The organism is Paraburkholderia sediminicola, assembly GCF_902859805.1.
GTDB lineage: Bacteria > Pseudomonadota > Gammaproteobacteria > Burkholderiales > Burkholderiaceae > Paraburkholderia > Paraburkholderia sediminicola.
The window spans coordinates 366,236-385,983 of record NZ_CADIKC010000001.1; the positions used below are offsets into that span (position 1 = coordinate 366,236).

Here is a 19,748-nt window from a genome sequence, read left to right on the forward strand (position 1 = left end):
TTTTCCTTGTCCTTCGGCTTGCCTCTTACGCCCTCTGTACGAATGCCAGGGTTTGCTCCGCTACCCTGTCTCGCTCGTTGTCGAGCGTGATCATGTGGTAGCTGTCGGTCAAGCGTACGAAGGTGACGGCGCGGCTTCCCAGGTGTTCGCACACGAATTCAGCGGAGCGGATGCTCGTCACTTCGTCTTCCTCCGAATGCATGACCAGGGTCTCGCATGTGACGCGGCTCAGGGCTCGCTTCACCGCGAAACGCATCCAGTCGACCTGCTCGATCGCCGCCAACGGCACATACGGATAGTGGACGCCACTCCCTTTCTGCAGGTGGCGACGGATCAGGTTGCGTATGCGCGCGTTCTTGATGCCGAACGGCTCGCCCTCCGGGACGCGAATCAATCGGCGCAGGCCCGGCACGCAATACATCAGGTAGCGCAATGGACGCAGGCGTGAACCGCCCCAGCCGTCGAGAAACAACGGCGGCGAGAGCAGAATCAGACGCCCTGTCGTCATGCGCTCGCGCGCACTCAACATCAATGCAAGCAATGCCCCCATCGAAATGCCCGCCACGTCGACGCGCTCATAACGTTTGGCCAGTTCTCGGTAGGTGCGGCTCAGTAACTGCATGTAGTCGCTCAACGTCACACGGCTCAACGCGTCAGGGTTCGAACCGTGGCCCGGCAGCGACGGCAAATGCACGTCGCAACCGATCTGCTCGAACTTGCGGTCGAGCGCGCCGAAATCATGGCGTGTGCCACCCAGGCCGTGAATCATCAACACGGCATGGCGGGAAAGTGGGGAAACGCGAGCGGACATCGCTAAGCCTGTCATTACACAAGCTTGCGATGCTAATCATCCCCACCTCGCGTGACTGTCGATTTGCTGTCGCGTTTGTGGAGTTTTGTCGGCCGATATTTCGACGTATTACTCAATTGAAACTCAATGCGGACTCCGCCGAACGGCAACCGCGGCAACCGCCATAAGCGTCGTCAATCCCACGCCAGCTTGCTGAACTGATAGCCCTTGCCACGTATCGTCTTGATGCGCTGCGGAGTGCCAGCGTCGTCATGTAGCTTGCGGCGCAGCTTGGAAATGCCGCCGTCGATCGTGCGGTCGAGGCCGTCGAATTCGATGCCGCGCAGTTGCCGCATCAGCTCGTCGCGGCTCACCACCTCGCCCGCGCAACTCACCAAGGCCCACAGCAAATCGAATTCGGCCGATGTCAGATCGGGCAGGCTGCCGTCCGGCAGCTTGACCGTGCGGCTTGCCCGGCTGATCTCGAACTTGCCGAAGGTATAGCTCTCCGGCCGGCCGGCCTCCGGCGTGCGCGCGCTCACGCGGCGCAGCTGCGCCTTGATGCGCGCCAGCAGCACGCGTGGTTCGACAGGCTTGTGCACGTAGTCGTCCGCACCGAATTCGAGGCCCAGCACTTCGTCGAACTGCTCATCGCGCGCGGTCACCATGATGATCACGCCGTCGAATTGCTCGCGCGCCTCGCGGCAAATCTGGAACCCGTCTTTGCCGGGAAGGTTCACGTCGAGTATCACCAGGTCCGGGCGGCGTTTGAGAATCGCCGGCACAGCGTCGTTGCCATGCAGCACGGTCTCGACTTCGTATTCGTGTTTGCGCAGATAACCGGCGACCAGCGCGGACAGGCGGTCATCATCTTCGACAAGGAGGATCCGGAATGGCATGGGACGAATCGTTCAGGGCTAACTCATTTAATAGCGGCGGATAACAGGCCGGACGAGCCAGACGAGGCTGACAAGGCGGCTCGACGCACAGCATAGCGGATGCGCCGCACATCATGCGACACGCGCGACAAAACTCGACAAACACTCAAGCAATTCGACACGGTAGCGCGATCCCCGCCACTAGCATCGCCTCGTTGAAATAGCCAGGGGATTTGCCATGTCGACCGTTTCCAACCAGGGGGCCCGGGCCCGCTCGCCGTGGTTCGCGAGAGCCACTGCGTCCTTTGCGGTCATTCAGCAAGCCGCTCATGCACTCTATCCCGGCACCAGCGTATTTCATCGCTGGCGGCGCCTGCGCTTGTGGCTGCGCTCGCTGATGTCGTGGCGTTCGACGCAAGTATGGCTCAAAGGCTGCGCGATTTCACCCTTGCAAGACCTGGTGCAACGTCATCCCACCGCGCTCGAACGCATGCATCGGCCGTTCCTCCATACCCGCTTCAGTCCGCGCGAACGCCTCACGGCGAGCCTGGATCATCATGCGCTGACCCAGCAGCGCGTGCCGCAACTCGCCGCGCGCATCGCCGCGGCCGGCTCGGCGCAGATCGCATCGTTCGAGGTAGGCGCCGAGCGCTGGCACGTGTCGCTCGAGTCGATCGAACAGTTTCAGAAGGAAGGCGACTGGACCTTGTGCATCCGCGATGCGCGGGACCGGCGCATTGTCTCCTGCACCTTCAGCCTCGCCTATCTCGGCGGCAAGGTGCGGCGGCCGCGTCTTTGCATCGGCTCAGTCCAGGGGCCGGACACTTCGGTCAACGGTCGCGAACTGTTTCGCGCGCTAACCAAACGGTGGTACGGACTGCGGCCGAAAGTACTGGTGATTTACCTCGCGCAATGTGTCGCCGCGGCGCTCGATGCAGGCGGCACCTTCATCGTCTCGAAGCAGGCGCACATCTACGCGAACTGGCGCTATTGCCTGAGAAAGCGCCGCGTGGCCGCGGACTACGATCGGTTGTCCATCGAATGCGGCGCGCTCGCGCGCTGGAACGGCTGGTTCGTTCTCGCGCCGCCGGCACGCTATCTGGCCGAACGTCAGGGCGACGATACCGGCAGCGCAACCCGTCGCAAGCGTTACGCATTGCGCAGCGCACTCGCCGCGCAAATCCGCGTCAGCGTCTCACCAGGCAAAGCGAGCCGACTCTGCCTGCCTCGCGTTGTCGCTTGAATTGATTGCGAATTTTTTGTTGACAAGACATGCGGCAAAACGGCACACTCAATCGCATGTTGACGCACACCTCCATCGCAGTCGCGATTAAAAACCGAACAATGCATGCCATCATCGGCAGGCGTTTGGGAGCATGTGCGCGTTAGCAGTCTGAATCTGCAAACAGGACCCAAAGGCCCCGCCGGTAACGGAAGGGGCCTTTTGTTTTGTAGGTGCCTCCGTCCGCCGGCTCGATGACGGAGAGCAAGATGGATCAGGCAAGCCCGCAGTGCATGGATGACGACTCAAGTCTGTCTGCATATCAACCAGACGAGCGTCTGCCGAAGGTAGTCGTACATTTTTCCGTAGTGCGAGGCGCAACGCTGACGTGGCGTGTCGACGCCGACAGCACGCTCAGTGTTCAAGGCGCGCGCCTGTGGCTCACGCGCGTCAACTCGCCTTACGATCATTGGCTCGAACCCGGCAACGAGTTCCGGCTGCAGCGCGGCGAACGCGTGTGGCTCAGCACGGATAGCGAACGCACCGCGCGCGTGTCGTTAAGTTGCGCGCTGCCTGACAGACGCGGTTTCGTCAGCCGATGGCTTGGGCGGCTCGCATGGTTGGGTCTGGGGCCACCGGCGGCTCGATAGCACGCCCCTCGCGCTCGACGGTCTAACTTTCGTGCCGTAGAAAAGCAAACACCCCTGCAAAGAGGGGTGTTTGCTGCTGTGGCATTGACTGCGCCACCTATCGCAGTGCGATCTATTGCGGCGTGACCTGCACGGCCGCTGCCGAAACGAATACCGCGTGAATCGTATCGCCGACCTTGACGCCCTTCAGATCGACGTCCGGTCCGACTTCGAGCGTTTGCGTCTGATACGCGCCGCGCAGCGTAACGAGGCGTTTCTTGTGATCGATCTTCTGCACGGTGGCGAGCACTTCGACCTGGCGCGCGGAGGCAAAACCACCCGAGGCCGGCGCATACACCTGAGTATCGACGCGCGCACGAATGCCCTTGTCCGCGCCGGCGACCTTGTCTGCCTTCACCAGCAACGCATTCTTGTACAGCACGTCCACCCGATCGCCGATCTTCAGTTGATCGAAGCCCGCGACTTCCTGGCTCACCAGCACGACCACCACGTTTCCGCCCGGCCCTTTGAGCGTGAGCGTGCGGCTGCCCGGATCGATACCGACGATCTGCGCCTTCACGTGCACCGGTTGCACTGCGCTGACGATGCCCTGCGCGGCACTGGCCATCGCATCTTGCGCCCACGCCGGTTGTGCCGTGGCGAAAGCCGCTACCACCAACGCTGCTCCAATCGTCGCTGCCTTCATTTACTCTCTCCTCGAGAAATTGTTCGATCTGGCGTGACGGCGATCTGAAACCGCAGGATGCCGATTAACGCCACGAATGCATACAGTTTCGGGGTGACAATTACTAAAAGGGTACGGCGAAACGATTGTACATGCCTTACAAGAAGCTACGGCTGTTTGTATCGCTGATTTTAGAATCAGCGTGCGGCATGCTGCGAAATGCTGCAACGTGGCGCCGCAGCGGCATCTGGCGGGTTGACAGTATTGCTTTAACCTGCCAGAGCATCTATATAGGGCGACAATACTCACAATGCATAAAGCATTAAATACGTACTGCATGACGGCCCAGTATTTTCATTATTCTTTTATCGACACAATTCGCCGCAACACAATAGGAAGGCGCATTAACACCGATTAAACATCAACTCAATAGCCGGTGAATCCATACGCTGCGCAAAATAAAACAGCCCCGTCGCCTGAGCGAAGGAGCTGTTCGTTATGCGGCTAAAGGAACGCTATACGCGAAGCGTCGATACGCAAGATGCCGCGACGCTTCTCTGCATAAACGCCAAACCGTTACACACGTTCGATCGCGATCGCGATGCCTTGACCGACGCCGATACACATCGTGCACAGCGCAAAACGGCCTTGCGTGCCGTGAAGTTGATACATCGCCGTGGTCACCAGGCGCGCGCCGCTCATGCCGAGCGGATGACCGAGCGCGATCGCTCCGCCGTTCGGATTCACGCGAGCATCATCGTCGGCCACACCGAGTGCGCGCAGCACAGCAATACCTTGCGAGGCGAACGCTTCGTTCAGTTCGATCACGTCGAACTGGTCGATGGTCATGTTCAGACGCGCCAGCAACTTCTGCGTGGCCGGCGCCGGGCCGATGCCCATCACGCGCGGCGCGACGCCCGCCGTTGCGATACCCAGCACGCGTGCACGCGGCGTGAGGCCGAAGCGCCTGGCGGTCTCTTCATTCGCGAGCAGCAAAGCCGCCGCGCCGTCGTTCACGCCCGACGCGTTACCTGCCGTGACCGTGCCATCCGGACGCACCACGCCCTTGAGCTTGGCGAGCGTTTCGAGGCTCGTCTCACGCGGGTGTTCGTCTTGCAACACCGTGATCGGATCGCCCTTCTTCTGCGCGATAGTCACGCCGACGATTTCCTGCGCAAGCGTGCCGTCGCGTTGTGCGCGTGCCGCTTTCTGCTGACTGCGCAGCGCAAACGCGTCCTGATCGGCACGGCTGATCTTGTAGTCGGTGGCGACGTTTTCTCCAGTCTCGGGCATCGAATCGACGCCATACATCTGCTTCATCAGCGGGTTCACGAAACGCCAGCCGATCGTCGTGTCGAAGATATCGGCCTGGCGCGAAAACGCGCTGGTGGCCTTGCCCATCACGAACGGCGCACGGCTCATGCTTTCGACGCCACCGGCCAGCATCAACGCGGCTTCGCCCGACTTGATCGCGCGTGCGGCAATGCCGACGGCGTCCATGCCCGAGCCGCACAGGCGGTTCACCGTGGAGCCCGGCACACCTTGCGGCAAACCGGCCAGCAACAGCGACATACGCGCGACATTGCGGTTGTCTTCACCGGCCTGGTTCGCGCAGCCGTAGATCACGTCGTCAATCGCGTTCCAGTCGACGTCCTTGTTGCGCTCCATCAGCGCTTTGAGCGGCACCGCGCCCAGATCGTCGGCGCGAACCGACGACAGCGAACCCGCATAGCGGCCGATGGGGGTGCGAATCGCGTCGCACAGGAATGCTTCGGTCATGTGATGTCTCCAGTTGATGTACTGCATGCGCTGCGCCGCTAGCGGATATCGATTCGTGACGCCGGCCGCTTGCGCGTGACGCGCGCTGGATACCGTGCGGTATCGACCCGGCTGACGCAACGGGAACGGTCACATGGCAGCCGTCGCGACAGATCAGCTTAGCGCAGGATGATGAACGATGGGCTCAGGATCTCAGCCCGTTTGTTCTACATACGAACACAAGGTCATATATCGAACAACCTGGGCTCGATAATAGGCGTGTGCCTGAAACCATGTCAAGCAAAGCCGGACTCGAACCAGGGAATATCTGCAGGCCGGTGGCGTTTAGCCATGACCCGCCAAAAGGTCTGAAGATTGACGCGCTCGTGCCGGCAGGCGTGTTCTTAGGCCCGCCGGCACGAGGCTTGGGATCGTTCTGCTGTCCGGATGCCGTTGTTGAAATGACAGCTTCAACACGCGCGTTATCCGCGGATCTGAATACCCTCGTCGGCGATATAGCCGCGAATCACATCGGCGAAGCTGTGGTCGCCGGTCAAGCCGAGCCGTTCGGCACGCGAGCAATCCCACTGCCCCGGCCAGCTGCCGACGATCTTCTCCACCCGCGCATCCGGCTGCCATACGATCCGCTTCGCGGCCTCCTCCCCCGCCACTTCGCGCAGCGCCGCCACCATTTCGTCGACGCTCACCGAAATCCCCGGCAGATTCAGCACGCGCTGGTTGCCGAGCGCCGCTGAATCGATTTCGAGTCCGGCGATCAGGCTTTCTATGGCCTTGCGCGGCGACAGCAGCCACAAACGCGTCGCGCCCGCTACCGGGCACACCGCCGCCTCGCCGTTTAGCGGCTCACGAATAATGCCGCTCGCGAACGACGAGGCCGCCGCATTCGGCTTGCCCGGGCGCACACTAATTGTGGGCAGGCGCAACACCCGCCCATCGACGAAACCCCGCCGCGTGTAGTCGTTGAGCAACAACTCCGCGATCGCCTTCTGCGCGCCGTACGACGATTGCGGGTTCAGCGCGGTGTCGTCCTGCACGACTTCCGGCAAATCGCCGCCATACACAGCCACAGAACTCGTGAACACCACACGCGGCGCATGTCCACGCTGCCGGCACGTTTCCAGCAGAAGGCGCGACGCGTCCAGATTGATGCGCATGCCGAGATCGAAATCCGCCTCGGCCTGCCCGCTCACGATCGCGGCAAGATGGAAGATGGCCGACGTCCTGTCGTCGATCATGCGCTCGAGCACGCTGCGCTCGGCGATATCGCCCACTTCCGTGCGTACACGCGAGTCGCCGAAATCGCTTCCGTGCACCACGTCGAGCAGCACCAGTTCGGTAATCGCTTGCGATTTGCCGTGCTCATCCTTCAATGAACCGCGCGCCAACAATTCGCGCGCGAGACGCTGGCCGAGAAAACCCGCACCGCCGGTAATCAGTACTTTCATGATGTGCTTTGTCCTTGCCTGATCGGCTGCTCCGTTGCTTGCTAGCGCGCGGCATTCAGATACGGCTTAAGCCAATCGAGCCCAGCCGATGTGCCGGCCCGCGGCCGGTATTCGCAACCGATGTAGCCGTCATAGCCCAGCGTATCGATCAGATCGAACAGGTAGGGATAATTCAGTTCGCCGATATTGGGTTCATGGCGTTCAGGCACGCCGGCAACCTGAATGTGACCAATACCCGCCATATCGCGTTTAAGCTTGACCGCAAGGTCGCCCTCGACGATCTGGCAGTGATAACAGTCGAATTGCACCTTGAGATTCGGTGCGCCCACCTCCGCGCAAATCGCCTGCGCGTCATCCTGGCGGTTCAGAAAGAAGCCCGGCATATCGCGCGTATTGATCGGCTCGATCACGACGGCAATGCCGTCCCCTTGCGCGGCTTTCGCGGCATAGGCGAGATTCTTCAGATACACGTCGCGATGCTTCGCCCGCGGCTGATCTGCGCCGATCAACCCGGCCATCACATGCAGTTTGCGATTGCCGAGCACGCGCGTGTAATCGAGCGCGGTTTCGATGCTGCGGCGAAATTCGTCTTCACGCCCCGGCAGCGAAGCAATGCCGCGTTCGCCCGCGGCCCAGTCGCCAGGCGGCGCATTGAAAAGCGCCTGAGTCAGGCCGTTCGATTCGAGCCGCGCCTTGATTTCCCCTGCACGGAAATCGTAGGGAAACAGAAACTCCACCGCCTTGAAGCCGTCTTTTGCAGCAGCGGCGAAACGGTCGAGGAAAGCGTGCTCGTTGTACATCATGGTCAGGTTGGCAGCAAAGCGAGGCATGGCAGCAACTCCTTTAAAACGGTTTCGTTCGGTGTGCGGAAGCAGCCATGAATGCGTGCTCCGCATACAAAATTTCACGACAGCGTATGCGTCTACCAGCGCGCGCCGAACACAGTTCGCAGTTCTTCGAGCGCCGTATCGTCGAGCGGCGCGGGTCGCGGGTTTGTCATCAGCCACAGGCGCGCGGTCTCTTCGAGCTCCTCAAGCGCATACGACGCTTGCGCCACCGAGCGCTCCCACACCACCGGGCCGAGGCGCTCGAGCAACACCGCACGAACGGTGCCGGCGAGTGCGGCGATCTGCTCGGCCACTTGCGGGTCGCCGGGGCGCTTATAACGAATCAGAGGGACGTGACCCACTTTCATCACGTAGTACGGCGTGATGGGCGGCAGAACATCGTCGTCGTGCCATACACCGGCGAGCGTCAACGCAACCAGATGCGTCGAATGCGTATGGACAATGCCGCCTGCCTCGCTGTTGCGTGCATAGATGCCCCGATGCAACGCCAGCGTTTTCGACGGCTTGCCGCCGGACACCGCATTGCCCGCGAAATCGACCTTGGCGATATCGGCGGGATCGAGCCGGCCGAGGCAGGCATCGGTCGGCGTGATCAGCCAGCCGTCGTCAAGGCGCGCGCTGATGTTGCCCGCGCTGCCCACCGTGTAGCCGCGTTGATAGAGGCTCGCTCCGGTCACGCAGATTTCTTCACGCACGCGTGCTTCGTTCGTCGTGTGGAGTGCGGGTGTGCCGGTCATTGCACGCCTCCATCGAGGTGACGGAGTGCCTTTTCGAAAAAGTCGGTTGTGCCGAAGTTGCCGGATTTCAACGCGAGCGCAAGCGGCTCGGCGTCCGTCGTTGCGGTGGCGGGCACGCCGGGATCGATCTGCGCGCCAATCCGCAACGTGCGCACGTCGAGCGCCTGCACGACGGCACCCGAAGTTTCACCGCCCGCCACCACGAACTTGCGCACGCCGCGTTCGCGCAAACCGCGTGCGATCGACGCCAGCGTGGATTCGACCAGGTGTCCCGCTTCGTTGACGCCGAGCTCGCGTTGCACCGCTTTGACTTCGTCGGGCGTGGCCGTGGCGTAGATCAACACGGGCTCGGCTTTATCCAGGTACGGCTCGGCAAAGGCCAGTGCCTGCTCGACCACCCGCTCGCCACGCGCCGCCGCTAGCGGATCAATGCGGAACGCGGGCCGTGTTTCGCGCCAGGCTGCCACTTGCGCGTTGGTCGCTTTCGAAGCGCTGCCGGCCAGCACCGCCGACAGTCCTTCGACACGCGGCAATTGCGCGGCATCGTTGCCTTGCGCAAGCAAGCCGGCGCGACGGAAATTGGCAGGCAGGCCTAGCGCGACACCGGAGCCACCCGTAATCAGCGTAAAGTCGGCACATGCCTCGCCGAGCACATAAAGATCCGCGTCCGATACGGCGTCGGCAATCGCTATTCGCATGCCGTCGCCGCGAAGCGCAGCGAAAGACTCGCGTACTGCCGACACGCCTTTCGCCACCGCGTCATAACGCACGAGGCCGACTTTCGATCCGGTCTGCCGCTGCAGCACGCGCACGAGGTTCGCATCACGCATCGGCGTCAGCGGATGGTTTTCCATGCCCGATTCGTTCAGCAAGGTATCGTCGACGAACAGATAGCCGCGATAGATCGTGCGGCCGTTCTCGGGAAACGCCGGGCAGGCAATCGTGAAAGCCGTTGCGTCAACCTTTGCGGATAATGCGTCGAGCAAGGCGCCCGTGACCGGGCCAATATTTCCGGCGTCGGTCGAATCGAACGTCGAGCAGTATTTGAAGAAGAACTGACGGCATCCTTGCGAGCGCAACCAGTCGAGCGCGGCGAGCGATTGCGCGACCGCATCGGCGGCGGGGATCGTGCGCGATTTCAGCGCGACGACCAGCGCGTCGGCTTCGACGGCATCGTTCGACGCGGGCACGTCGATGGTCTGCACCGTGCGCATGCCGCCGCGCACCAGCATGTTGGCGAGATCGGTGGCGCCGGTGAAATCGTCGGCGATGCAGCCGAGCAGCGCGCGTCTGGACGGAGTGGTCATGGCAGGCTCCGCGCTTACTTCGCCACCGGCAAGTCAATGCCGGGGAAAATCTTGATCACCGCGGAATCGTCCTCGCCGCCATGCCCCGCGGTCGACGCCATCATGAACATCTGATGCGCCGCTGCCGACAAAGGCAACGGGAATTTCGAGCGGCGCGCGGTATCGAGCACCAGACCGAGATCCTTCACGAAGATGTCAACTGCCGAGAGCGGCGTGTAATCGCCGCTCAGAATATGCGGCACGCGGTTCTCGAACATCCACGAATTGCCCGCGCTGTGCGTGATGACCTCGTACAGCGCATCAGGATCGACGCCTTCGCGCAAACCGAGCGCCATCGCCTCGGCGGCCACGGCGATATGCACGCCGGCCAGCAACTGATTGATGATCTTCACCTTCGAACCCGCGCCATGCGCCGAGCCCAGCCGATAGACCTTGCCCGCCATCGCGGCCAGCACGTCCTCGCACGCGGCATAGGCGGCGTCCGGGCCGGACGTCATCATCGTCATTTCGCCGGACGCGGCGCGCGCCGCGCCACCGGACACCGGCGCGTCGAGCATCTGCACACCGGCCGCTTCGACGCGCTTGCCGAGTTCGATCGCGAAGTCCGGTGCGACGGTCGCGCTTGCAATCACCACGCTGCCGGGTTTCATCACGGCGACCGCGCCTTGCGCGCCGAATAGCACCGCTTCGGTTTGGGCGGCATTCACGACCAGTGTGACGACCACCTCGCATTGCGCACCGAGTTCGGCGGGCGACGCACAGCCGACGCCGCCTGCCGCCACGAACGCCTGCAGGATCTCGCTGCGCAGATCGCACGCGTGGACCTGAAAGCCCGCGCCCAGCAGCGAGCGCGCGACGCCCATGCCCATCGCCCCGAGACCGATAACGCCGACATTTCTGGACATGCCTGACCTCTATATGGGTTCGCCGCGAGCGCCCGATGAAACCCGACCGGGCAACGCGCTCCGGCTTGGTTCAGTTCAACAAATGCCCGCATCGGCGAGCCGCCGTGCCGCATTGTTCATATGCGCGCTCGCCGCATTGCGCGCCGCCATCGAATCGCCAGCCCTGATCGCCGCGACGATGGCCGCGTGCTCTTCGTGCACCTGACGTGAGAAGTCATCGCGCAGCGCTTCGTTGCGACGGGTGACCAGGGTGCCGGCCTCGAGGTACTGATTCAGGAAGGTGAGTGTTTTGAGGAAATACGGATTACCGGTGGCCGCAGCGATTGCGCGATGGAAAGCAACGTCTTCGGCGACGCCGTTCTCGCCTTCGGCCACTGCTTCGTCGATCTTTGCGAGGGCGGCGTCGATCGACATCATGTCCGCGTCGCTGCGGCGCATGGCAGCTTCCGAGGCAACCTCCGCCTCGATCGCCCGCCGCAGCGCGAGGATTTGCAGCACCGAGCCTGTTTCAACGGCTTCCGCATAGTCGATGCGCAGCGGCCGGATCGCACCATGGGCAGCAATAAACACACCGCTGCCCTGGCGCGGTTCGACCACGCCTTCGTTTTTCAGCCGTGAAATCGCCTCGCGGATCACCGTGCGGCTCACGCCGAACTGCTGCGCCAGCACCGCCTCGGTCGGCAGCTTGCCGACGCGCGCGAAGGTGCCTTTGTCGATCTGCTTGAGCAACTGTTGCGCGACGGTATCGCTCAGCGCCCGGGCAGGAATCTTGTCGAACATGGGTGCCCCGATGAATCAGGTTGTCGGGTCATCATACAAATTTGAGGCTCCGACGGCATCGATGCAAACCCTGAGTTTTCCGGGCACGGTCGCGCGAAGTCTACGGCGCACGCGCCGTAACGACTATCGAACATGCGTCGGCGACGGCGCTCCTATCCCTTCATTGGCGGCTGCACAGAATCGAATATCTGCCCACGGTCATACACGAGCAGGAATACGCACCCCGTTTCACTCCTGAACCCGTGATCGACGGTTCCCGCGCCGGCAATGCCAACCCATCCTGCTGACAGCGTCTCGCCGTTCTGAACAGCCTGCCCCTCGAGCATGTAAATGAATTCCGGCCCGGTATGGAAATGGTCCGGAAAGCTCACGCCCGGTGCGAATTTCACTAACTGAATAGCACGGCCGTCCGCGGTGCCGAGGTTTTTGACTTCAACACCTGGGGCGACAGCCGACCGCTGCCATGGGACCGCTTCGCTGTCGCGGCGGCTAAAGGAGGGAAATGCGGCGATCTCTTTCATCTGGATGTCCCGGCGACGTTAATGCCCCAAGCCTGAAAGGCCGTGAAACGCCCTGACTACGTGATCTCGTGCGCAAGCACGGCGATCGACCATGCTAGGCTACGCGTAGAAATGTCCCGCGTGGTATAAATTGCGGCGTCGGGAAAAGAAACATCGAAAGTTCAAGTTGCCTGAATATCCGCGTCCCCTCCGTCGTTTAGGTTAAACGCAGGCGATATAAGGTGGATCGATGATCGACGTTATCCAGCGTATTGTCCGGCAGCGGCGCCTGTACGTCGCGCTATGCGGCTGCGCCGCAGCCGCCGGCTGCATGGTCGGTCCCGATTACCGTACTCCCCCCGCGCCCGCTACCGACAGCTACACTGCCTCGCCATTGCCCGAACAGACGGCCTCCTCTCCAGGGGCGGCCGGCCTGCCGCAGCGCTTTGTGCCGGGACAGGATATTCCCGCCGCCTGGTGGGCGCTCTTCCATTGCGAACCGCTCGACGCGCTGATCCGCCAGGCGCTCGTCAACAGTCCAAACATCACCGCGGCGCAAGCCGCATTGCGGCAGGCACGCGAAAACTTCTCGGCACAAGCCGGCGGCACCCTTCTGCCAAGCGTCGACGCGCAACTTGGCGCCACGCGCGAAAAACTGAACGGCATAGCATTTGGCCAACCCGGCGTGGTCGATGAGTTCAATCTGTACAACGCATCGGTGAACGTGTCGTACAAACTCGACGTGTTCGGCGGCTCGCGGCGCGAGCTCGAAGCGCTGCACGCGCAAATCGATTACCAGCGTTTCCAGTTGCAGGCCGCCTATCTCGCGATGTCCGCGAACATCGTGACCGCGGCCGTCAAGGAAGCGTCGTTGCGCGCGCAGATCGAGGCAACCGAGCGGATCGCCGCCGAAGAAGACGAGCAACTCGGCGTACTCGGCAAGCAGTTCGAACTGGGGGGCGTGGGCCGCACGGCGGTGCTGGCGCAGCAAACCCTCCTCGCGCAGACACGCGCCACGCTGCCGCCGCTGCAACAGCAACTCGACCAGACGCGCCACCAGCTCGCCGTGCTCGCCGGCCAATTGCCCAGCGACGCCACATTGCCTGAATTCAGGCTCGAGATGTTTTCGTTGCCCGAAACGCTGCCCGTGAGCCTGCCGTCGGCACTGGTGCAGCAGCGTCCCGACATCCTCGCCGCCGACGCCGTGCTCCATCAGGCCAGCGCGCAAATCGGCGTGGCGACCGCGGCGATGTATCCGCAGATCACGCTGTCCGCCAGCTACGGCGCCGAGGCCTTGACGCCGGCCCAGGTGTTCAAGGCCGGCAGCACGATCTGGAGCCTGGGCGCGGGCCTGCTGCAACCGGTCTTCCACGGCGGGCAACTGAGCGCGCAGAAGCGCGCGGCCGAGGCGGCGTACGAGCAAGCCGGTGCGCAATATCGTGAAACGGTGCTGCTGGCGTTCCAGAACGTCGCGGACTCGCTGCGCGCGCTCGATCACGACGCGACCGGTCTGAAAGCGCAAACGGACGCCTGGCGCTCGGCCAGCGATTCGCTGGAACTCACGCGCGGGCAGTATCGCGTCGGCGGTGTGAGCTACCTGGCGCTGCTCGATGCCCAACGCCAGTACCAGCAAACGGTGGTGAGCCTCGCGCAGGCACAGGCCTCCCGCTACGCCGACACCGCGGCCCTCTTCCAGGCGCTCGGTGGCGGCTGGTGGAACGCCGCTGCGCCGACCGCCGCCACAACGACGCAATGACGCAATGACCGACGCATTGACATAGCCAGACAGAACGCTCGCCGTACCGCTCTTTGCAACACGCGCTGTCAGACACGAAGGCATGCAAAGTCCGGCGCTTCGCCCAATGCCGTGCAAGGACATCACGATGACCGAAAGAAAACCGATGACGAAGCGGATGGTGATCATGCTGATCTGTGTCGGCCTGCTGCTGGCCGCACTCGTCGGCTTCAACCAGTTCCGCTCGTATATGTTCGCCAAGTTCATGGCGGGCAACGCGGCGCCGCCCGCCACCGTTTCGGCGGTCGTCGCCGGTTATCAATCGTGGCAGCCGCAGCTGGCGGCGGTCGGCAGCTTACGCGCCGTGCGCGGCGTCGACGTCACCACCGAAGTCGCGGGCCTCGTGCGCGAGGTGGCGTTCAGTTCGGGGCAGGAAGCGAAGGCCGGGCAAGTCCTCGTCAGACTCAATGCCGACAGCGACGTGGCGCTGCTCCAGTCGCTCCAGGCCGCAGCGGAACTCGCGCAGACGGTCTACACGCGCGACAAGGCGCAGTACGACATCAAGGCCATCGCCAAGGCGCAGCTCGACGCCGACGCCGCCGATCTGAAGGGCAAGAAGGCGCAAGTCGCGCAACAGGCCGCGCTCGTCGACAAGAAGACGATCCGCGCACCGTTTGCGGGGCGCCTCGGCATCACCACGATCAATCCGGGCCAATACATCAATCCAGGCGATGCGATCGTCACGCTGCAAGCAATCGATCCGATCTACGCCGATTTCTACCTGCCGCAGCAGCAGCTCGGCCAGCTCGCGATCGGCCAGACCATCGTGGTCGACACCAACGCGTTCAGCGGGCAAACGTTCGTGGGCAAGATCCAGTCGCTCAGTCCGAAAGTCGACAGCACCACGCGCAACGTGCAGATCGAGGCGAGCGTAGACAATCACGAGCGCAAGCTGCTGCCGGGCATGTATGCGAACGTGAAAATCGACGCGGGCGCCGGACAGCGCTATCTGACGCTGCCGCAAACGGCTATCACCTACAACCCCTACGGCGCGACTGTATTCGTCGTTAAACCGGGCACGCAGCCCAACGCGCAGGGAGGCAAGACGCTGCCCGTCGCGCAGCAGGTGTTCGTCACGCCAGGACCGACGCGCGGCGATCAGGTTGCGATCCTCAAAGGCGTCGAGGCCGGCACGCAGGTCGTGACGAGCGGGCAGCTCAAGCTCAAGAACGGCACGCCACTCGTCATCAACAACAGCGTGCAGCCTTCGGACAGTCCAAACCCGACGCCGCAGGAACAATAGAGAGACCGCGCGATGACATTCACCGATCTCTTTATCCGGCGGCCCGTGCTTGCATCGGTCGTCAGCCTGTTGATTCTCGTGCTCGGACTGCGCTCGCTGGCCACACTGAAAGTCAGCCAGTATCCGCAAACCGAAAACGCTGTCGTGACGATCAGCACGGCCTACTACGGCGCGAACGCCGACACCATCGCCGGTTTCATTACGCAGCCGCTCGAGGCGGCAATCGCTCAGGCGCAAGGCATCGACTACATGTCGTCGACGAGCAGCACCGGCGTGTCGACCATTACGGCGACGCTGCGCCTGAACTATGACGCGAACCGCGCGCTGACCGAGATCAACACCCAGATCGGCTCGGTGCGCAACCAGTTGCCGCCGCAGGCGCAGCAGCCGGTGCTGACGGTACAGACCGGGCAGACCACGGACGCGATGTACATGGGTTTCTACAGCGACGTGCTGCCGAGCAACAACGTCACGGATTATCTGCTGCGCGTCATCAAGCCCAAGCTCGATTCGATCGAAGGCGTGCAAACGGCGGAAATCCTCGGCGGGCGGCAGTTCGCGTTACGTGCATGGCTCGATTCGACGCGGCTCGCCGCGCACGGCGTCACGGCAAGCGACGTCTTCACCGCGCTCGGCAACAACAACTACCTCGCGACACTCGGCACGACGAAGGGACAAATGGTCAGCGTCGACCTGAACGCGGGCACGGACCTGCATACCGTCGACGATTTCAAGCAACTCGTCATCAAGCAGAAAAACGGTGCGATCGTGCGCCTCGAAGATGTCGCGAACGTCGTACTCGGCGCCGACAGCTACGATTTCAACGTCGCGTTCAGCGGCAAGCGGTCGGTGTTCATCGGCATCAAGGTGGCGCCGGACGCCAACATCCTCGATGTCGCCAAACGCGTGAAGGCCGTGTTTCCAGGGCTGCAGAAGCAGTTTCCGACCGGCATGACCGGTGAGATCGTTTATGACGCGACCGATTTCGTCAACACGGCGATCGTCGAGGTGATCAAAACGCTGGTCGAGGCGCTGCTGATCGTCACGGCCGTGATTTTCCTGTTCCTTGGCAGCTTCCGCGCGGTCATCGTGCCGCTGATCGCGATGCCGTTGTCGCTCATCGGCACGTTCTTCGTGATGCAGTTGCTCGGCTATTCGATCAATCTGCTGACACTGCTCGCGCTCGTGCTCGCGATCGGGCTCGTCGTGGACGACGCGATCATCGTCGTCGAAAACGTCGATCGCCATATGAAGGAGGAAGGCAAGACGCCTTTCGACGCCGCACTGATCGCCGCACGCGAACTCGGCGGACCCATTCTCGCGATGACTGTCGTGCTGATCGCCGTATATGTGCCGATCGGTTTTCAGGGCGGCCTCACGGGCGCCCTCTTTACCGAGTTCGCCTTCTCGCTCGCCGGCGCGGTGACGGTGTCCGGTGTGATCGCGCTAACGCTGTCGCCGATGATGTGTTCGCGCTTCTTCCGTGCGGACCAGGAATCCGGGCGCTTCGCGCGTTTCGTCGACCGCCAGTTCGAACGCGTGCATCGTGGCTATGGCCGCCTGTTGCACTCCACACTCGACACCTGGCCCGTGTTCACCATCATGGGCGCGCTGTTGCTTTGCGGCACGGTCTACCTGTTCATGACGTCGAAAGCGGAACTCGCGCCGCAGGAGGATCAGGGCATCGTCCTGTCGCAGATCCAGGGGCCGCCGAACGCGACCATCCAGCAGATGCAGATGTACGCGGACCAGGTGTTCGATATTTCCAAGGCGCTGCCTGAATACGCGCAGATGTTCCAGCTCACGGGCGCGCCGACACTCAACCAGGGGATCGGCGGTGTGCTGTTCAAGACATGGGATCAGCGCAGCAAGGGCGCGACCGCCTTGCAGCAGGAATTGCAGCAGAAATGGAATCAGATTTCAGGCGCGCGCGTCGCGGCGTTCCAGTTTCCGCCGCTGCCGGGCTCGCAAGGCCTGCCGGTGCAATTCGTCATCAGCACGACCGAGCCGTTCGAGAACCTCAACGAAGTTTCGCAGGCAGTCCTGCAAAAAGCCCGCGAAAGTGGCATGTTTTTCTTCGTCGACAGCGATCTCAAGCTCGACAAGCCGGAAGCCACGCTCGTGGTCGACCGCGACAAGGTCGCCTCCCTCGGGCTCTCGCAAAGCGACGTCGGCCAGGCGCTCGGGTCGGCGCTCGGCGGCGGCTATGTCAACTACTTCTCGATCGCCGGCCGCTCGTACAAGGTGATTCCGCAGGTCCTGCAGACCGATCGTCTGAATCCTTCGCAGGTGCTCGATTACTACCTGCGCACGCCGGATGGCAGCGTCATGCCGGCTTCGACGATTGCGCACCTCGAACACAACGTCGTGCCGGAATCGATCAACCACTTCCAGCAACTCAACTCGGCGACGATCTCAGGCGTGATCGTGCCGGGCGTGTCGCAAGGCGAGGTGCTCGATTTTCTGCGCAAGGCGACGAGCCAGGTCGCACCGGCAGGTTATGCGGCAGACTACTCGGGCCAGTCGCGGCAGTTCGTGCAGGAATCGGGCGGCTTCGTCATCACGCTGCTGCTCGCCACGATCATCGTGTTCCTTGCGCTTGCTGCGCAATTCGAAAGTTTCCGCGACCCGATCGTGATCCTGGTTTCGGTGCCGATGGCGCTGTTCGGTGCGCTCATCTTCATCAACATCGGCTTGACGACGCTGAACATCTACACGCAGGTCGGGCTCGTTACGCTGATGGGGCTCGTCAGCAAACACGGCATTCTGATCGTCCAGTTCGCCAACGAGCTGCAACACGCCGGCAAGTCGAAGCGCGAAGCCCTGGAAGAAGCAGCGGCCGTGCGGCTACGCCCGATTCTGATGACCACCGCGGCGATGGTGCTTGGCGTCGTGCCGCTCGTGTTCGCCTCGGGCGCAGGCGCCGCCGGCCGCAATGCGATGGGGCTCGTGATCTTCACGGGGCTCTCGATCGGCACCCTTTTTACCCTGTTTGTGGTGCCTGCGATGTATATGTTCCTCGCCGCCGATCATCATCGGGACGCTGCCGCGCAGGAGGCGAGTTAGCGCTCAACCACCTTCCAGGCCAACAAATTGTTTATAATCAATGGGTTAAGAGCTTGGCGCAAAGCGGATTTCACTCGCGGCGACCGACGGTTGAAAGCGGGCAAAGTTGGCGAAACAGAAGGCTTACGCTATCGTCACGCCTTTGCAGTGCATCGCGCCGGCTGAAACGCGCGAACGCTACGCGCCCTTCTTCGAACGCATCTTTCAAGGTCCATGAGCAAAGCCCTGCCACCGCCTTCTGCCGTTCCTGTCAGCGCCGAACCGGCCGCGGACAAACCGGGCGACTCGTATGTGCAGTCATTTGCACGAGGCCTCTCGGTGATTCGCGCGTTCGATGCCACCCGCCCCGAACAAACGCTCACTGACGTCGCCGCGGCCACTGGCCTGACACGCGCCGGCGCACGCCGCATTCTGCTGACCCTGCAGACGCTCGGCTACGTGGAGGCTGACGGCCGCCTGTTCCGCCTCACGCCGAAGATTCTCGACCTCGGTTTCGCGTACCTGACCTCGATGCCGTTCTGGAACCTCGCCGAACCGGTGATGGAAAACCTGTCGTCGCAGGTTCACGAGAGTTGCTCGGCGGCCGTGCTCGACCGCACCGAGATCGTCTACGTGCTGCGCGTGCCGACGCACAAGATCATGACCATCAACCTGTCGATTGGCAGCCGCTTGCCGGCGTATTGCACGTCGATGGGCCGCGTGCTGCTGTCCGCGCTCGACGATGAAGCGCTCGAAGCGACCCTGAGTTCGACACCGCTCTACGCGCATACGCCGCGCACGGTGACCGACAAGGAAGAACTGAAAAAGCTGATCGCGCAGGTGCGCCGCCAGGGTTGGGCGATCGTCGACCAGGAGCTCGAAGGCGGTCTGATTTCCCTGTCCGCGCCGATTCGCAACCGCCAGGGGCGCGTGATCGCGGCGATGAACATCAGCGGTAACGCTCAGCGCAATTCGGCCAAGCAGATGGTGAAGGCGTTTCTGGAGCCGCTGCAGCAGGCTGCGCAGACAGTTTCGGAGATGGTGGCGCGACGCGGTTGATTGCGGTTGAGTGCGTCGGTGCCTTTGAAAGGCGCGCGTTTCTCGCACGCGCGCCCATTGCACCTATTGCGCCTGAGGCTCCTGGTTAGCAACCCATGCCC

At 62.6% G+C, this 19,748-nt stretch carries 17 protein-coding genes; 6 read left to right on the top strand and 11 right to left on the bottom strand.

Going from position 1 to position 19,748, the window contains the following annotated elements; genetic code table 11:
- Positions 1–25: 25 nt before the first annotated feature.
- A complete protein-coding gene (locus R8871_RS01610) occupies positions 26–811 on the bottom strand; it encodes an alpha/beta hydrolase (protein WP_175048742.1) in 786 nt (261 codons plus the stop codon).
- Between the two features lie 173 nt (positions 812–984).
- Positions 985–1,689 (bottom strand): response regulator, encoded by a 705-nt coding sequence (locus tag R8871_RS01615; RefSeq protein ID WP_175048743.1) that lies wholly within the window; start codon positions 1,687–1,689, stop codon positions 985–987.
- Positions 1,690–1,906: 217 nt separating this feature from the next.
- Here R8871_RS01615 and R8871_RS01620 point away from each other — a divergent pair, with 217 nt between their 5' ends.
- Complete coding sequence (locus R8871_RS01620; protein WP_175048744.1) at positions 1,907–2,911, top strand: DUF535 family protein; 1,005 nt, start codon at positions 1,907–1,909, stop codon at positions 2,909–2,911.
- Between the two features lie 248 nt (positions 2,912–3,159).
- Positions 3,160–3,540, top strand: a complete 381-nt coding sequence (locus R8871_RS01625) for a DUF2917 domain-containing protein (protein WP_175048745.1) — start codon at positions 3,160–3,162, stop codon at positions 3,538–3,540.
- A 112-nt stretch (positions 3,541–3,652) separates the two neighbouring features.
- Here R8871_RS01625 and R8871_RS01630 read toward each other — a convergent pair whose 3' ends face one another.
- The 9 genes from R8871_RS01630 to R8871_RS01670 all read right to left on the bottom strand — a co-directional run bounded on the left by R8871_RS01630 (position 3,653) and on the right by R8871_RS01670 (position 12,526).
- On the bottom strand, positions 3,653–4,225 hold the full coding sequence (locus R8871_RS01630) for a hypothetical protein (protein WP_175048746.1): 573 nt from the start codon (positions 4,223–4,225) through the stop codon (positions 3,653–3,655).
- A 555-nt stretch (positions 4,226–4,780) separates the two neighbouring features.
- Entirely contained in the window at positions 4,781–5,983 is a 1,203-nt protein-coding gene (gene pcaF / locus R8871_RS01635; protein ID WP_175048747.1) for a 3-oxoadipyl-CoA thiolase, read from the bottom strand.
- A gap of 461 nt (positions 5,984–6,444) precedes the next feature.
- Positions 6,445–7,428 carry a D-erythronate dehydrogenase gene (gene denD / locus R8871_RS01640; RefSeq protein ID WP_175048748.1) on the bottom strand — a complete coding sequence of 328 codons (984 nt, stop codon included), beginning with the start codon at positions 7,426–7,428 and terminating at the stop codon, positions 6,445–6,447.
- 41 nt (positions 7,429–7,469) lie between these two features.
- Positions 7,470–8,258, bottom strand: a complete 789-nt coding sequence (gene otnI / locus R8871_RS01645; RefSeq protein WP_175048749.1) for a 2-oxo-tetronate isomerase — start codon at positions 8,256–8,258, stop codon at positions 7,470–7,472.
- A gap of 92 nt (positions 8,259–8,350) precedes the next feature.
- Positions 8,351–9,013 (bottom strand): 3-oxo-tetronate 4-phosphate decarboxylase, encoded by a 663-nt coding sequence (otnC, locus tag R8871_RS01650; protein ID WP_175048750.1) that lies wholly within the window; start codon positions 9,011–9,013, stop codon positions 8,351–8,353.
- Positions 9,010–10,320, bottom strand: a complete 1,311-nt coding sequence (otnK, locus tag R8871_RS01655; RefSeq protein WP_175048751.1) for a 3-oxo-tetronate kinase — start codon at positions 10,318–10,320, stop codon at positions 9,010–9,012. Before otnK ends, otnC begins: the two co-directional genes overlap by 4 nt.
- 14 nt (positions 10,321–10,334) lie before the next feature.
- Positions 10,335–11,225 (bottom strand): L-threonate dehydrogenase, encoded by an 891-nt coding sequence (gene ltnD / locus R8871_RS01660; protein WP_175048752.1) that lies wholly within the window; start codon positions 11,223–11,225, stop codon positions 10,335–10,337.
- Positions 11,226–11,300: 75 nt separating this feature from the next.
- Positions 11,301–12,005 (bottom strand): FadR/GntR family transcriptional regulator, encoded by a 705-nt coding sequence (locus tag R8871_RS01665; RefSeq protein WP_175048753.1) that lies wholly within the window; start codon positions 12,003–12,005, stop codon positions 11,301–11,303.
- A 152-nt stretch (positions 12,006–12,157) separates the two neighbouring features.
- Positions 12,158–12,526, bottom strand: a complete 369-nt coding sequence (locus R8871_RS01670; RefSeq protein WP_175048754.1) for a cupin domain-containing protein — start codon at positions 12,524–12,526, stop codon at positions 12,158–12,160.
- 229 nt (positions 12,527–12,755) lie between these two features.
- Here R8871_RS01670 and R8871_RS01675 point away from each other — a divergent pair, with 229 nt between their 5' ends.
- The 4 genes from R8871_RS01675 (at position 12,756) to R8871_RS01690 (ending at position 19,647) form a co-directional block, all read left to right on the top strand.
- A complete protein-coding gene (locus R8871_RS01675; protein WP_175048755.1) occupies positions 12,756–14,261 on the top strand; it encodes an efflux transporter outer membrane subunit in 1,506 nt (501 codons plus the stop codon).
- A 127-nt stretch (positions 14,262–14,388) separates the two neighbouring features.
- Positions 14,389–15,543 carry an efflux RND transporter periplasmic adaptor subunit gene (locus R8871_RS01680; RefSeq protein ID WP_175048756.1) on the top strand — a complete coding sequence of 385 codons (1,155 nt, stop codon included), beginning with the start codon at positions 14,389–14,391 and terminating at the stop codon, positions 15,541–15,543.
- 12 nt (positions 15,544–15,555) lie between these two features.
- Positions 15,556–18,609, top strand: a complete 3,054-nt coding sequence (locus R8871_RS01685) for an efflux RND transporter permease subunit (protein WP_175048757.1) — start codon at positions 15,556–15,558, stop codon at positions 18,607–18,609.
- A gap of 213 nt (positions 18,610–18,822) precedes the next feature.
- Entirely contained in the window at positions 18,823–19,647 is an 825-nt protein-coding gene (locus tag R8871_RS01690) for an IclR family transcriptional regulator (protein WP_175048758.1), read from the top strand.
- The last annotated feature ends 101 nt before the right edge of the window (positions 19,648–19,748 follow it).